Here is a 14026-nt window from a genome sequence, read left to right as displayed (position 1 = left end):
CCGATTGCATGTGCAGCAAGGCGCGGCGAGTCAATTAAGCAGTCTGAAAAGCCGATCCCTTGCCGCAGGCTTTACGCCTACGGGATAACAAGAACGATAAGGGGAACCCGCAATGACGCGACATCCACACGTATGGATGGGCCTCCTGTTGTGGTCGATTTTCAGTCAGGCGCAAGCGGCCTGGACTGTGAATATGGCGCCTGGAGCCACACAGATCAGCAACGCAGTCTTCGACCTGCACATGACCATCTTCTGGATCTGTGTGGTCATCGGCATCATCGTCTTCGGCGCCATGTTCTGGTCGATGATGATGCACCGCCGCTCAACCGGCCAGAACGCCGCGCATTTCCACGAAAACACCCGCGTCGAAATCCTCTGGACCATCGTGCCCTTCCTGATCCTCGTGCTGATGGCGATTCCGGCCACCGCCACGCTGATCAAGATGTACGACTCCAGCGAGTCGGACATCGACATCCAGGTCACCGGCTACCAGTGGAAGTGGCACTACAAATACCTGGGCCAGGACGTCGAGTTCTTCAGCAACCTGGCTACCCCCGCCGAACAGATTCATAACCAGAGCGCCAAGGGCGAGCACTACCTGCTGGAGGTCGACAAGCCGCTGGTGCTGCCGGTCGACGCCAAGGTGCGCTTTTTGGTGACCTCCGCCGACGTGATCCACTCCTGGTGGGTGCCGGCCTTCGCGGTCAAGCGCGACGCCATTCCGGGGTTCGTCAATGAAGCCTGGACCCGCGTCGACAAGCCCGGCATCTATCGCGGCCAATGCGCCGAGCTGTGCGGCAAGGACCACGGCTTCATGCCGATCGTGGTGGAGGTCAAGAGCAAGCCCGACTACGAGAAATGGCTGGGCGAACGCAAGGCCGAAGCCGCGCAGCTCAAGGAGCTGACCAGCAAGGAATGGACGCGTGAAGAACTCGTCGAGCGTGGCGACAAGGTCTACCACACCACCTGCGTGGCCTGTCACCAGGCCGAAGGCCAAGGCCTGCCGCCGATGTTCCCGGCGCTCAAGGGCTCGAAAATCGCCACCGGGCCGATCAAGGATCACTTGAACATCGTCTTCCACGGCAAGCCCGGCACCTCCATGGCCGCGTTCGGCAAACAATTGTCGGAAGTCGATATCGCCGCGGTCGTGACCTATGAACGCAACGCCTGGGGCAACAACAAGGGCGACATGGTGACGCCTAAAGAAGTGCTGGAACTCAAACAGGCGGAAAGCCAATGAGCCGGCCTGACGTCTGTTCCCGCAACCGGTCGGGGCGCGTTGCCCCGCGCCGTCCAGCCCATTGGTTCGAAGGAGAAAGGACATGAGTGCTGTGATCGATGACCACGGTCATGCCGACCACGCCCACGGCCCCGCCAAGGGCCTGATGCGCTGGGTGCTGACCACCAACCACAAGGACATCGGCACGCTGTACCTGTGGTTCGCCTTCTCGATGTTCCTGCTGGGCGGCTCGTTCGCCATGGTGATCCGCGCCGAGCTGTTCCAGCCCGGCTTGCAGATCGTGCAGCCGGAATTCTTCAACCAGATGACCACCATGCATGGCCTGGTGATGGTCTTCGGCGCGGTGATGCCGGCGTTCGTCGGCCTTGCCAACTGGATGGTCCCGCTGATGATCGGCGCGCCGGACATGGCCCTGCCGCGCATGAACAACTTCAGCTTCTGGCTGTTGCCGGCGGCGTTCCTGATGTTGGTCTCGACGCTGTTCACACCGGGGGGCGGGCCGAACTTCGGCTGGACCTTCTATGCGCCGCTGTCCACCACCTATGCGCCGGAAAGCGTGACGTTCTTCATCTTTGCCATCCACCTGATGGGCATCAGCTCGATCATGGGCGCGATCAACGTGGTCGCCACCATCCTCAACCTGCGCGCCCCCGGCATGACCCTGATGAAAATGCCGCTGTTCGTCTGGACCTGGCTGATCACCGCGTTCCTGCTGATCGCGGTGATGCCGGTGCTGGCCGGCTGCGTGACAATGATGCTGATGGACATCCACTTCGGCACCAGCTTCTTCAGTGCCGCCGGCGGCGGTGACCCGGTGCTGTTCCAGCACGTGTTCTGGTTCTTCGGCCACCCCGAGGTGTACATCATGATCCTGCCGGCCTTCGGTGCCGTCAGCTCGATCATCCCGGCGTTTTCGCGCAAGCCGTTGTTCGGCTACACCTCGATGGTCTACGCCACCGCCGCCATTGCGTTCCTGTCGTTCATTGTCTGGGCGCACCACATGTTCGTGGTCGGCATCCCGCTGGTGGGCGAGCTGTTCTTCATGTACGCGACCCTGCTGATCGCCGTGCCCACCGGGGTGAAGGTGTTCAACTGGGCCAGCACCATGTGGCAGGGCTCGCTGACCTTCGAGACGCCGATGCTGTTCGCCGTGGCGTTCGTGATCCTGTTTTCCATCGGCGGTTTCTCCGGGCTGATGCTGGCCATCGCCCCGGCGGACTTCCAGTACCAGGACACCTACTTCGTGGTCGCGCACTTCCACTACGTGCTGGTGCCCGGCGCGATCTTCGGGATCTTCGCCTCGGCTTACTACTGGCTGCCGAAATGGACCGGCCACATGTACGACGAAACCCTCGGCAAGCTGCACTTCTGGCTCTCGTTCATCGGCATGAACATGGCGTTCTTCCCGATGCACTTCGTCGGCCTGGCGGGCATGCCCCGGCGGATTCCCGACTACAACCTCCAGTTCGCCGACTTCAACATGGTCTCGTCCATCGGCGCGTTCATGTTCGGCACCACGCAGATCTTCTTCCTGTTCATCGTGATCAAGACCATCCGCGGCGGCCCCGCAGCACCGGCCAAACCGTGGGATGGCGCCGAAGGCCTGGAGTGGAGCGTGCCGTCGCCGGCGCCGTATCACACGTTTACCACGCCGCCGGAAGTGAAATGAATGTGGGAGCGGGCTTGCTCGCGAAGAACGATGACGCGGTGTTCCTGTTAGACCGTAGCGCCTGCTTCGCGAGCAAGCCCGCTCCCACAGAGTTATCTGTAGGGGTTCAGAATCATGGCTGATTCGATTTCGATGAAGAAGCTGGTCACCCGCCTGTTGCTGGTGGTGGTGGCCATGTTCATCTTCGGGTTTGCCCTGGTGCCGATCTATGACGTGATGTGCAAGGCGTTCGGCATCAACGGCAAGACCGGCGGGCAGTACGAAGGCGAGCAGACCGTGGATGAATCGCGGCAAGTCCGCGTGCAGTTCCTGTCGACCAATTCGGTGGACATGGTCTGGGACTTCTACCCCAAGGGCGACCAATTGGTGGTCAAGCCAGGGGCGGTCAACGAGATGGTGTTCGTCGCTCACAACCCCACCGACCGGCCAATGAGCGCCCAGGCGGTGCCGAGCATCTCGCCGAGCACCGCGGCGGCATATTTCCACAAGACCGAATGTTTTTGTTTTACCCAGCAAGTGCTGCAACCCGGCGAACGCATCGAAATGCCCATGCGCTTCATCGTCGACCGGGACATGCCCAAGGAAGTGAAGCACCTGACGCTGTCCTACACGCTGTTCGATATCACTGCTCGTCATCCTCCGGTGGCTGTAAACACTGACCGATAGCGTGCCCGATAAGGAGAACAATAAATGGCAACTCATGAGCACTATTACGTCCCGGCCCAGAGCAAATGGCCGATCATCGCCACGGTCGGGATGTTCGTCACGGTGTACGGCCTGGCGACCTGGTTCAACGACCTGAAGGCGGCGCGCCCGGAATCCCACGGCCCGCTGATCTTCTTCGTCGGCGGCCTGCTGGTGGCCTACATGCTGTTCGGCTGGTTCGGCGCGGTCATCAAGGAAAGCCGCGCGGGGCTGTACAGCGCCCAGCTCGACCGCTCGTTCCGCTGGGGCATGAGCTGGTTCATCTTTTCCGAAGTGATGTTCTTCATTGCCTTCTTCGGCGCGCTGTTCTACGTGCGCACGATCTCCGCGCCGGGGTTGGCCGGCGAAGGCAGCAAGGGTTTATCGGAAATGCTCTGGCCGAACTTCGAATACGTCTGGCCGTTGTTGAACAACCCCGATCCCAAGCTATTCCCACCGCCCAAGGATGTGATCAGCCCTTGGGGCTTGCCGCTGCTCAACACCATCCTGCTGGTCAGTTCCAGCGTCACCGTGACCATCGCCCACCATGCCCTGAAAAAAGGCCATCGTGGGGCGTTGAAAATCTGGCTGGCGATCACCGTGTTGCTGGGTTGCGCCTTCCTGGGTTTCCAGGCCGAGGAATACATCCACGCCTATAAAGAGCTGGGCCTGACGTTGGGCTCGGGCATCTACGGCGCGACGTTCTTCATGCTCACCGGTTTCCACGGCGCCCACGTCACCATCGGCACGATCATCTTGTTCGTGATGCTGATGCGCATCATGCGCGGGCACTTCGACAACGAGCATCAGTTCGGCTTCGAGGCCGCGAGCTGGTATTGGCACTTCGTCGATGTGGTGTGGATCGGCTTGTTCTTCTTCGTCTACATACTCTGAGGCAACCGCTACCAGGACGGCTCTTTACCAAGGAGCATGCGACACCAACTGGCCGCTGAAAAAGCCCCAGGCGATCAAGCCGACGGTGACAGCGGCCAAGGCGACACGAATCGCCAGGGCGATGACCAGGCGATTGGAATCGCTTTCGTCCTTGACCAGAAAAAACAAGCCGCTGAACAGGCTGGCAACCGTGGCGATCAGCATCAGGGCGATGGCTGCTTTGAGCATCAGGAACACTCCGGGGGGACGCGATGCAGGTGAGTATAGCTATCTCGTTCAATAGCCTTTGGGCGGCGCCATGAAAGGCTTCCGGCCGGGCCTCGTGCCGTCATTGGTGGTAGCCGTGCTGGTGCCGGTGATGGTGTGCCTGGGGTTCTGGCAATTGGGCCGGGGCGAACAGAAGCGTGTGCTCATGGACACTTATGCCGAGCGCCGCGTGGCCAAGCCGATGGACAGCGCCGAGCTTGCGCAAACGGCGGATCCGGCCTTTCGACCGGTCAGCCTGCGTGGCCATTTCGACGCCGAGCACAGCCTCCTGCTGGACAACCGCCAGCACGACGGCAAGGTGGGCGTCGAACTGCTGCAACCATTCCTCGACCACGCCAGCGGGCTGTGGCTGCTGGTCAATCGCGGCTGGCTGCCGTGGCCGGATCGCCGCACCCCGCCAGTCTTCAGCACGCCGCAACAGACGGTCGACCTGCAAGCCTGGGTCTACGTCGCGCCCGGCGCCACGTTCCAACTTCACGCCGACCCGGCCAGCGCACCGTGGCCACGGCTGGTCACCACCATCGAGCCGCAGAAACTCTGGGCCGAACTGGACCGTGGCGGCTTCGCCTATGAATTAAGACAACAAAGCGGCCCCGGCGCCTACCGGACCGACTGGCCGGTGGTTTCCATGGGTCCGGAAAAACACCTCGGTTATGCCGTGCAGTGGTTCGCCATGGCGGCGGCGCTGTTCGGCCTTTTTCTCTATCTCGGATGGCACAACGCAGGGAGACACCATGGGGAACACCATGAATCCAACCAACACGTCTGAAGCGCCCGACGCCCGCAGCCGTCGCAAGGGGCGCGTGCAATTGCTGTTGATCGTGCTGGGCGTGATTGGCCCGATGATCCTCGCCACCGGCATGTACAAGTTCCAGTTCTGGGTGCCCGACAGCCGCAGCTACCACGGCGAGCTGATCGGCAACGGCCAGTCCCGCGCCGACATCGGCGTGCAGGCCGACGAGCAGCGCTGGCAGATCCTGGTCACCGCGCCGCAGGAGTGTTCGGTGGACTGCCGCCAATTGGTCTATCTGGCGCGGCAGGTGCAGATCGGCCTGGGTCGCGAGGCCGGCCGCGCCAGCCATGCCCTGGCCATCTCGCAGCCGCTGGACAGCGAGTACGACGCGCAATTGCAGCGTGAATATCCTCAGCTGCAACGCTACCCGCTGGACCTGCCGGCCTACCAAAAAGGCGCCCAGGGCTCCGGCGGCGCCCAGTTGTGGATCATCGACCCCCACAGCAACCTGGTGCTGCGCTACGACGCCAGGGTCAAGGGCAAGGACTTGCTCAACGACCTGCGCCACCTGCTGAAACTGTCGAACATCGGATGAGGGCACAGACATGGCCAAGCCTGGATTTCGCCTCGCGCTGTTTGCCACGCTGCTGGCATTGATCGTCGTACTGCTGGGCGCCTACACCCGCCTGACTCACGCCGGCCTCGGTTGCCCCGACTGGCCGGGTTGCTACGGTTTCATCAGCGTGCCCAAGGGCGAAGCCCAGCTGGCCCATGCCGAGTTGCATTTTCCCGACACCCCGGTGGAGGCACATAAAGGCTGGAACGAGATGGTCCATCGCTACTTTGCCGGGGCCCTGGGGTTGATGATTACCGCGCTGGCCGCCCGGGCCTGGATGAACCGTCGCCGCCCCGGCCAACCTTTGAAATTGCCGTTGTTCCTGCTCGCCGTGGTGTTTGCCCAGGCGGCGTTCGGCATGTGGACCGTGACCCTCAAGCTTTGGCCGCAAGTGGTCACCGGACATCTGCTCGGCGGCTTCGCGACGTTGAGCCTGCTGTTCCTGCTGACGCTGAGATTGTCTGGCGTATTACCCGCGCTGACCGTGCCCAAGCGCCTGCAACACTGGGCCACGGCTGGGCTGCTGCTGGTGATCGGCCAGATCGCCTTGGGCGGCTGGGTCAGTTCCAACTACGCCGCAGTGGCCTGCATCGATTTCCCGACCTGCCACGGCGAATGGATGCCGCCCGCCGATTTCGCCAATGGCTTTCACCTGACCCAGCACATCGGCCCGAACTACCTGGGCGGGCAACTGGACAGCGATGCTCGTACCGCCATTCACGTAACCCACCGCATCGGCGCATTGCTGGTGACCGTGGTGTTGTTGGGGTTGGCCTGGCAATTGAAGCGGGTGGGCATGACTCGACTGGCGGGGCTGGTCCTCACCGCCCTGGCCGCGCAAATTACGCTAGGTATCAGCAACGTCGTGTTTCATCTGCCGCTGCCGGTGGCCGTGGCCCATAACGCCGGGGGCGCCGCCCTGCTGCTGACCCTGGTACTGGTCAATTATCACGCCCGGACCAGCCTGGTCCGGGTACGGCACCACGTCCCGCTGCGCTGGCGCTTCAATTCGCCTAAACACGGCGTCGCCCCCATCACGATTAAAGGAGAGATGCCATGGCAACCTTGACCGGTGAACGCCACAGCCAGGCGATCTGGCGCGATTACCTGGAGCTGACCAAGCCGAAAGTGGTGGTGCTGATGCTGATCACCTCGCTGGTCGGCATGTTCCTCGCCACCCGCGCCGGAGTACCGTGGACGGTCCTGGTGTTCGGCAACCTGGGCATCGCCTTGTGCGCTGGCGGCGCGGCGGCGGTCAACCACGTGGTGGACCGGCGCATCGACGCGGTCATGGCCCGCACCCACAAGCGGCCCTTGGCCGAGGGCCGGGTCTCGCCGGCCGCCGCGCTGACATTCGCCCTGGCGCTGGCCGTCGCCGGCCAAGCCATGCTGCTGGTGTTCACCAACCCGCTGACCGCCTGGCTGACCCTCGCCTCGCTGCTCGGTTACGCCGTGATCTACACCGGCTTCCTCAAGCGCGCGACGCCGCAGAACATCGTCATCGGCGGCCTCGCCGGCGCCGCACCGCCGCTGCTGGGCTGGGTCGCGGCCACCGGTCATGTCAGCGCCGAACCGTTGCTGCTGGTATTGATCATCTTCGCCTGGACCCCGCCGCACTTCTGGGCCCTGGCGATTCATCGCAAGGAGGAATACGCCAAGGCTGATATCCCGATGCTGCCGGTGACCCACGGCGAGCACTACACCAAGATCCATATCCTGCTGTACACCTTGGTGCTGCTGGCGGTGAGCCTGATGCCGTTCGTGATCCAGATGAGTGGCTTGATCTACCTGGTCTGTGCGCTGGTACTGGGTGCACGGTTCCTGCAATGGGCCGTGGTGTTGTACCGTGGCAGCCGGCCGCACGCGGCGATCAACACGTTCAAGTACTCTATCTGGTACTTGTTCCTGCTGTTCATCGCCCTGCTCGTAGACCATTACTTACTGTTGAGCCTATGACTCGAACCCAGAAAACCGTCTTCATCCTCGCGGCCGTGATCGCACTGATCCTCGGCCTGACCATCAACAAGGTGCTCTCCAGCAAAGGCCAGGGTGACCCGACGGCGTTGATCGACGCCGGTATCATCCTGCTGCCCCAGAGCCGCAACCTGCCGGACGTGAAAATGACCGACCAGGACGGCCAGCCCGTGGCGATGGACGGGTTGAAAGACAAGTGGAGCCTGCTGTTCTTCGGCTACACCTTCTGCCCGGACATCTGCCCGACCACCCTCGCCCAACTGCGCCAGATCAAAAGCGAACTGCCGCCCGAGGCGGTGGCCAAGTTGCAGATCGTGCTGGTCAGCGTCGACCCGAACCGCGACACGCCCAAGCAACTCAAGCAGTACCTGGGCTACTTCGATCCGCAATTCAAAGGCCTGACCGCCGCCTCGGTGGAAGACCTGCAGAAACTGGCGAATGCGGTAAGCATCCCGTTCATCCCGGCGGACACCAGCAAGCCCAACTACACGGTTGACCACAGCGGCAATCTTGCCGTGATCGGCCCGGACGGTACTCAGCGTGGGTTTATTCGGGCGCCGTTGAATAACCAGAAGCTGGTGGCGCAGTTGCCGGAAATGCTCAAGCGGAAATAGTAGGAAGCGCAACCGTTGTGGCGAGGGGATTTATCCCCGCTGGGCTGCGCAGCAGCCCTAAGACAGTGAACTCAATCTTTCTGACATACCGAGTTGGCTGGTTTGGGGCCGCTACGCAGCCCAACGGGGATAAATCCCCTCGCCACAAAAGCCCCTACACGTCAGTCACTCATAACATCAGTATCTGAAACAGCTCACTCGGCCGAAGGGACGGACGCCTTGCCACCCAAGCGGATGACCTCATTGGAGAAACACAGGCCAACGATGATCAATGCCGCTCCCGCATACAGGCTGTCGCGCGGTACTTCATTGAGCGCCACAAACGCCAGCAGCGCGGCGAACAGGGGTTCGGTCAGCTCCAGCGCCTGCACTTGGGATGGCTTGAGGTACTCGATGGCCTTGGTGGTGCAGAAGAAGCCCAGGATGGTGGGCAGCGCGGCCAGCGCCAGCAGTGCGATGATCGCCAGCGGCGTCAGCTCGCCGATCGCGAAACCATCGGCCGCCGCCGGCATCAGCAGGTAAAGGCTGCCAAAGAACAACAATTGCCGAGTGAAGTGCAGCCCCCCCGACACGCCCATGCGCTTCATGGCAACCGAAAAGGCCCCATAGCCGCAACCGGCCATGGCGGCGAGCGCTGCACCTTGCAGGGTAAAGCCCTGCTGCAGGTCGCCGCCGAAGATCACCGCGATCCCGGCGATAGCCAGCCCGGCGCCGACGGTAGCGTTCGCGGTGATGGCGTCCTTGAGGAAAATGCGCCCCAGAATGATCGAGGAAATCGAGGCACTGGCCATCAGCATCACCACCACACCGGCTGCAGCGTAGTGTCGGTAGGCGGACGTTTCGAAATGGAACAGCACAAAGATGCCAAGGAATGCGCAGATGGCTGCATGCGTCCATTTGATCGATGCCGCCGGGCGTCTGAGGAAAAACAGCAGGACCGAGAGCAGCACACAACCCAATACGGTCTTGATGACAGCGACACTGCTGGCGGTGAAACCATTACTCATGAGGACTTTGCTGAGCACACCGATCGTTGCGTTCAGTGCCGCAGCGGAGAGTGCAAACATGACGCCTTTGCTGAAGGTGGATTGCATTGAGGACGATCCCTGTCGGTGATTTTTCGGTCGATAGCATGCCACCCCGCCTCGACGGCGCACAGGCCGATTTCAAGCACGCTGGTTTTGCATTTCCAAGTTGATGAATCCTCAGCGGGCCTTGTCCTGCGCCAGGCAACAGGAATTGACGAACGTTGCAGTGTGCTGCAAAGCCTGGCGTATATCCGGCTTGGTTATTCCATGCCTGTTGGCAAACTGCTCGAGCGCCGCTGTATCAAAACGAGTGGTCTGGATAAAGTCCAAGGCTTCGGGCTTGCTGTTCAAAAAACGCGCGACGGGAGGAATACTCAGTAGCCACTTCAGCAATCGCAGCGAAATGTGATGCTTGGGCGACCTTATGCCAAGGGGTTTTGCGACCTCTGCCAGGAGTGCTCGCAAGTTGGGACTCTGATCATCAAGCGCCAACAGTTCCTGCCCCGCCATGGCCGGGTCAAACGCACAAACCGCCACCAGTTCGACCAGGTAATCCACGGTGACCAGGGGTAGCCAATGCTCGGCGGTGCCGGGCACTGCGGTCAGCTTTCCCTGCACAAGGTTGCGTATCAGCTCCACCAGCGGCTGACCATCAACGATATGCCCCGTGCGGCTGTGGCCACACACCGTCGCGGGGTGGACAACGGTGATCTCCCCGCCCAGGGTGGACATGACCTCCAGGGTCGCAAAATGCGCCTCCAGCTTGCTCCCCTCGTAACCCCCGACATGCCGGTAGACGGCAGGCCAATTCGTCAGCTGCGGAGAGCGAGGATCGATCCCGATGCGCTGCAGATGTTCATGATTTTTCAGCATGTAGCCGCCGATCATCACCAACCGGCTTTTTTGCTCGGCCGCCAGCAGCGCCACGCGCTTTGCCCCTTCAACGTTCACCGAGCGAGAGTGCTCCACTGAAAGCCCCCAAGCGAAGTGAGCACCCAGGTGAAATATGACGCGGGCATGCCTCAGCACTTCTCGGTCAGCATGACTCAGCCCGAGGTTGTCCCGCTCCAGATCGCCCGCCACGGCAAACACCCGGGCCCCGCTCCCTCCCAAATTGTCGACCTGCTCACGCAGCGCAGCCAGTCGCTCCGGGCGACGCATCAACACCCGAACGGTGTGTCCCTTTGCACTCAGGTACGCCACCAGATGTTGGCCGATGAAGCCGGTACCCCCCGTGACAAAGCACTCCACGCCCATTTCCCTGCTCCTGGTTAAGGTGAAAAATCGAGCGTAATCTATCGACCCAACTCTACAGTCAAGCGGTGTTTTTCATGAGAATCGGCGAACTCGAGGCCCGCAGCGGCGCCAGCCGTCATACGCTGCGTTATTACGAGCAGATCGGCCTGATCTCACCGCTGCGTCGAACGAATAACTACCGCGTCTACACCGCGCAGACCCTGCAGGACCTGGACTTTATCCAGCGCGCGCAAAGCATGGGGTTTTCCCTGGGGGAAATAGGTCAGATCCTGGATGCGCAGCGCAACGAACTGATCGACTGTGCTGACGGTGCCAGGCTGATTGAAAAGAAAATGGCGGAAATCAAACTGAAGATCGCCAACTTGAAAAGCATCTATCGATACCTCGACGAAGAGCGCGCAAACCTCGAAGCCAGCGCGGCCAGGCAACTTGCGCTTCAGCAGATGAACAACGCTTCCAACTGAACTGTCAGTCTCCGGGGAGCGCAGCCCAGCCCCCCGTGGCGAGGGAGCTTGCTCCCGCTGGCCTGCGCAGCAGGCCCCTGCATTTCTCCAGGCAAACCGCATCGCCTGGTTTTGCGACTGCTGCGCAGTCGAGCGGGAGCAAGCTCCCTCGCCACAGGGGATTGGGTGTCCGCTCTTCAGTCTCGATACTTCAAGCCTTCCTCAAACGACCACTCAGAAATCAACAGTCCCCGAGAACTTCACCAACCGCGGATCACCCTGCGAAAGGTAGCCGCCGTTTGCCGAGGCCCAGTAGTTCTTGTCGGTGATGTTTTCCACATTGACGCGCAACGTCAGGTCTTTCTCCACGAATTTCATTTTGTAACGTGCGCCTGCGTCGAAACGGTTCCAGGTCGGCAAGCTCAGGTTGTTCGCCTGATCCGCGTACTGCCCGCCCGTGCGCAACATCCTTGCGCTGAGCGCGGCACCTTCGATACCCGGCACATCCCAATCCACGCTGGCATTGAGCTGGAACGTTGGCACGCCAATGGCGTGGTTGCCATCGTTGAGGCCGCCAGCGGTTTTCTTGAGTTCGGATGTCATGCGGGTACCGCCGGCCATTAACCGGAGGCCTTCGATGGGCTCGCCGAAAACGCTGATCTCCAGCCCCTTGTTGACCTGTTCGCCATCGCGCACGTAGAGGTTTTGCGCGTTGTCGACGTAACCATCGGACGGTTTTTCGATACGGAAAACACCCACGTTGGCACCGAAGGTCTGCATGTCCAGCTTGATGCCCGCTTCCAACTGTTTTGTACGGCCAGGGGGAAAGGCTTCGCCCAGGTTGGTGATGCCTGTACCGGACGCCACCGGTCCTTTGGCAAGGCCTTCGATTCTGTTGGCGTAGAGCGACACGCTCTCCACGGGCTTGTAGACGATGCCGTAGACCGGCGTGGTGATGGCTTCATCGTAGAGCGTGCTACGACTGCCATCGTTGACTGGATTAGCTGCACCGTTTGAAGTGGTGCCGTCGTACCGGTAGTTTTCGACACGCAATTGCTGACGACGGACACCATAAGTGACCAGCAACTTGTCATCCAACAAGCCCAACGTATCGGAAATCGCCAGGCTACGGTTGCGGGTTTTGCCGGTCACCCCGGGGTCACCCATTTCACCGCCGGTGCTGGACACCGCCGTCGGCTTGGGAAGCTTGGGGGTGTCGTAGATATTGGTGTTGCCGGTAACGGGACGATAGAAGGTGTAGGCGTTTTCCTGCTCGGTCCAGATCGTCGAGCCGCCGATCGCAACCTGGTGGGAAACAGGGCCCGTGTCAAAGCGCCCGTTCAACCCGCCACTGAATGAGGTGTTGTCTTCATTGTGAGGAATTTCCGAGCCACCGATCGTCGCGACACCGTTATTGCCGACCAGGGTCGGTGTGGCGTAGACCCCGGTTTCTCGGGTGTGCTTTACACCGCCAGCCAGGTAGGCGGTCCAGTTTTCGTTCAGGTCCCAATCGCCACGAACCATGCCGAAAGTGTCTTCGGTTTCGGAGTAAGTCCAGTCCTGTCCATAATTGTGGCTCGCGTTCGGAGCCGTGGGAATGCGAGTGGCACTCCCGATGTTCACAGAGTTACGCAGTCCGTTGATACGCTGTTTCTGGTACCCGAAATCGGTGGAAACGCGGAAGTCATCACCTCGATAGTCCAAGCCCGCAACGAACAACTTTGTGCGCTGATCCTGGTTGTCGATCGCTGTTTCACCTTCACGCTGGCTCAGATTCAACCTGGCGCCAAAACGATTGTCCTCGCCGAATCGCTGCCCGATATCCAAATGCTCGCCAATGCGGCCTTCGGTGCTGATGTCCTGGGTATAGCGACGCGTCGGGACATCCTCCGCGCGTTTGGGCTGCAGGTTGACGCCGCCCCCAAGCCCCGAGCCCGTCGGACTGACACCGTTGATAAACGCGTTGGGGCCTTTGAACACCTCGACACGCTCGATCGCATCCGTCGACAGAATTTGTCGCGGTAAAACGCCGTACAGCCCGTTGTACGAAATGTCGTCGCTGGCAAGCGGCAGGCCTCGAATCACGAACACCTGGGATTGGTTGCCAAACCCATAGGATTGCCGCACCGACGGATCATTGAGCAGCACATCACCCACGTCTTCGGCTTGTTGATCTTCAATCAACTGGGAGGTGTAACTGGTCATCACGAACGGGACATCCATGTTGTCCTGATTGCCCAGCACACCCATCTGGCCCCCCCTCGCCACCTGACCACCCGCATAGGGTGCCGGTAGCGTGTTGGAATTGGTTTTGATCGCATCGGCAGTAACGTCGGTCATGCCCAATTCGATAGGTTCAGCCGCTTGGGCAAGAAAACCGACTGAGCAGCACGCGGCAAGCAAGGTAAGGCGAGATGGAAATAGCATGGGGTGAGTACCTGCGGGGAAACGGAAAATCAATTTAGTGAATGCTAATGATTCGCAGATGGATTATCCATACTAATGGCTCGTTGCCATAAAAGATTCGGGCAGCGGTTTGGTTTCCCCAACGAAAAACCCGGCCACCTGCGCCGGGTTTTTTAGTTTTTCTCGAAGAAAAGCGGATGA

General features: G+C 60.8%; 14 protein-coding genes. 10 read left to right on the top strand and 4 right to left on the bottom strand.

What is annotated here, in order from left to right; genetic code table 11:
- Positions 1 to 112 precede the first annotated feature (112 nt).
- The 4 genes from coxB (at position 113) to KSS97_RS01420 (ending at position 4487) form a co-directional block, all read left to right on the top strand.
- The gene (gene coxB, locus KSS97_RS01435; RefSeq protein WP_217860812.1) at positions 113 to 1240 is read left to right on the top strand and encodes a cytochrome c oxidase subunit II; all 1128 of its coding nucleotides are present in this window, start codon (positions 113 to 115) and stop codon (positions 1238 to 1240) included.
- Positions 1241 to 1322: 82 nt separating this feature from the next.
- Entirely contained in the window at positions 1323 to 2909 is a 1587-nt protein-coding gene (gene ctaD / locus KSS97_RS01430) for a cytochrome c oxidase subunit I (RefSeq protein ID WP_217860810.1), read from the top strand.
- A 114-nt stretch (positions 2910 to 3023) separates the two neighbouring features.
- Positions 3024 to 3575: a cytochrome c oxidase assembly protein gene (locus tag KSS97_RS01425; protein WP_217860808.1), complete on the top strand. Its 552-nt coding sequence runs from the start codon at positions 3024 to 3026 to the stop codon at positions 3573 to 3575.
- Positions 3576 to 3599: 24 nt separating this feature from the next.
- Positions 3600 to 4487 (top strand): cytochrome c oxidase subunit 3, encoded by an 888-nt coding sequence (locus tag KSS97_RS01420; protein WP_030139146.1) that lies wholly within the window; start codon positions 3600 to 3602, stop codon positions 4485 to 4487.
- A gap of 24 nt (positions 4488 to 4511) precedes the next feature.
- On the opposite strand, the gene KSS97_RS01415 is transcribed toward KSS97_RS01420, so the two are convergent.
- Positions 4512 to 4715: a twin transmembrane helix small protein gene (locus KSS97_RS01415; protein WP_217860806.1), complete on the bottom strand. Its 204-nt coding sequence runs from the start codon at positions 4713 to 4715 to the stop codon at positions 4512 to 4514.
- Positions 4716 to 4785: 70 nt separating this feature from the next.
- Here KSS97_RS01415 and KSS97_RS01410 point away from each other — a divergent pair, with 70 nt between their 5' ends.
- Genes KSS97_RS01410 through KSS97_RS01390 form a run of 5 tightly spaced genes read left to right on the top strand, consistent with a single transcriptional unit; the run spans position 4786 to position 8691 of the window.
- The gene (locus KSS97_RS01410) at positions 4786 to 5523 is read left to right on the top strand and encodes an SURF1 family protein (RefSeq protein WP_030139144.1); all 738 of its coding nucleotides are present in this window, start codon (positions 4786 to 4788) and stop codon (positions 5521 to 5523) included.
- Positions 5489 to 6082, top strand: coding sequence for a PA_0111/PP_0108 family redox-active disulfide protein (locus KSS97_RS01405; protein ID WP_030139143.1), 594 nt, complete (start codon positions 5489 to 5491; stop codon positions 6080 to 6082). Before KSS97_RS01410 ends, KSS97_RS01405 begins: the two co-directional genes overlap by 35 nt.
- 10 nt (positions 6083 to 6092) lie before the next feature.
- Positions 6093 to 7172, top strand: coding sequence for a COX15/CtaA family protein (locus KSS97_RS01400; protein ID WP_198796085.1), 1080 nt, complete (start codon positions 6093 to 6095; stop codon positions 7170 to 7172).
- Positions 7160 to 8059, top strand: a complete 900-nt coding sequence (gene cyoE, locus KSS97_RS01395; RefSeq protein WP_030139141.1) for a heme o synthase — start codon at positions 7160 to 7162, stop codon at positions 8057 to 8059. The genes KSS97_RS01400 and cyoE overlap by 13 nt, the downstream gene beginning before the upstream one ends.
- Positions 8056 to 8691: an SCO family protein gene (locus KSS97_RS01390; RefSeq protein WP_198796087.1), complete on the top strand. Its 636-nt coding sequence runs from the start codon at positions 8056 to 8058 to the stop codon at positions 8689 to 8691. Before cyoE ends, KSS97_RS01390 begins: the two co-directional genes overlap by 4 nt.
- Before the next feature lie 194 nt (positions 8692 to 8885).
- Here KSS97_RS01390 and KSS97_RS01385 read toward each other — a convergent pair whose 3' ends face one another.
- Together KSS97_RS01385 and KSS97_RS01380 are read right to left on the bottom strand one after the other, a co-directional pair.
- A complete protein-coding gene (locus tag KSS97_RS01385) occupies positions 8886 to 9785 on the bottom strand; it encodes a DMT family transporter (RefSeq protein ID WP_217860804.1) in 900 nt (299 codons plus the stop codon).
- 111 nt (positions 9786 to 9896) lie between these two features.
- Positions 9897 to 10976: an SDR family oxidoreductase gene (locus tag KSS97_RS01380; protein ID WP_217860802.1), complete on the bottom strand. Its 1080-nt coding sequence runs from the start codon at positions 10974 to 10976 to the stop codon at positions 9897 to 9899.
- 74 nt (positions 10977 to 11050) lie between these two features.
- Here KSS97_RS01380 and KSS97_RS01375 point away from each other — a divergent pair, with 74 nt between their 5' ends.
- Positions 11051 to 11440 carry a MerR family transcriptional regulator gene (locus KSS97_RS01375; RefSeq protein WP_217860794.1) on the top strand — a complete coding sequence of 130 codons (390 nt, stop codon included), beginning with the start codon at positions 11051 to 11053 and terminating at the stop codon, positions 11438 to 11440.
- Between the two features lie 213 nt (positions 11441 to 11653).
- Here the strand turns inward: KSS97_RS01375 and KSS97_RS01370 are convergent, their stop codons facing one another.
- Positions 11654 to 13846, bottom strand: coding sequence for a TonB-dependent receptor (locus tag KSS97_RS01370; protein ID WP_217861952.1), 2193 nt, complete (start codon positions 13844 to 13846; stop codon positions 11654 to 11656).
- Positions 13847 to 14026: the final 180 nt, after the last annotated feature.

Source organism: Pseudomonas alvandae (assembly GCF_019141525.1).
GTDB lineage: Bacteria > Pseudomonadota > Gammaproteobacteria > Pseudomonadales > Pseudomonadaceae > Aquipseudomonas > Aquipseudomonas alvandae.
The sequence above is the reverse complement of the archived record's forward strand: the minus strand, read 5'-3'. Positions and strand labels throughout refer to the sequence as shown.

What these genes read in the sequence shown, in the direction of transcription:
- KSS97_RS01385 (WP_217860804.1), bottom strand. Translation starts at nt 9,785, where the DNA reads ATGCAATCCACCTTCAGCAAAGGCGTCATGTTTGCACTCTCCGCTGCG.
- KSS97_RS01390 (WP_198796087.1), top strand. Translation starts at nt 8,056, where the DNA reads ATGACTCGAACCCAGAAAACCGTCTTCATCCTCGCGGCCGTGATCGCA.
- coxB (WP_217860812.1), top strand. Translation starts at nt 113, where the DNA reads ATGACGCGACATCCACACGTATGGATGGGCCTCCTGTTGTGGTCGATT.
- KSS97_RS01370 (WP_217861952.1), bottom strand. Translation starts at nt 13,846, where the DNA reads ATGCTATTTCCATCTCGCCTTACCTTGCTTGCCGCGTGCTGCTCAGTC.
- cyoE (WP_030139141.1), top strand. Translation starts at nt 7,160, where the DNA reads ATGGCAACCTTGACCGGTGAACGCCACAGCCAGGCGATCTGGCGCGAT.
- KSS97_RS01375 (WP_217860794.1), top strand. Translation starts at nt 11,051, where the DNA reads ATGAGAATCGGCGAACTCGAGGCCCGCAGCGGCGCCAGCCGTCATACG.
- KSS97_RS01420 (WP_030139146.1), top strand. Translation starts at nt 3,600, where the DNA reads ATGGCAACTCATGAGCACTATTACGTCCCGGCCCAGAGCAAATGGCCG.
- KSS97_RS01415 (WP_217860806.1), bottom strand. Translation starts at nt 4,715, where the DNA reads ATGCTCAAAGCAGCCATCGCCCTGATGCTGATCGCCACGGTTGCCAGC.
- KSS97_RS01380 (WP_217860802.1), bottom strand. Translation starts at nt 10,976, where the DNA reads ATGGGCGTGGAGTGCTTTGTCACGGGGGGTACCGGCTTCATCGGCCAA.
- KSS97_RS01410 (WP_030139144.1), top strand. Translation starts at nt 4,786, where the DNA reads ATGAAAGGCTTCCGGCCGGGCCTCGTGCCGTCATTGGTGGTAGCCGTG.
- KSS97_RS01405 (WP_030139143.1), top strand. Translation starts at nt 5,489, where the DNA reads ATGGGGAACACCATGAATCCAACCAACACGTCTGAAGCGCCCGACGCC.
- ctaD (WP_217860810.1), top strand. Translation starts at nt 1,323, where the DNA reads ATGAGTGCTGTGATCGATGACCACGGTCATGCCGACCACGCCCACGGC.
- KSS97_RS01400 (WP_198796085.1), top strand. Translation starts at nt 6,093, where the DNA reads ATGGCCAAGCCTGGATTTCGCCTCGCGCTGTTTGCCACGCTGCTGGCA.
- KSS97_RS01425 (WP_217860808.1), top strand. Translation starts at nt 3,024, where the DNA reads ATGGCTGATTCGATTTCGATGAAGAAGCTGGTCACCCGCCTGTTGCTG.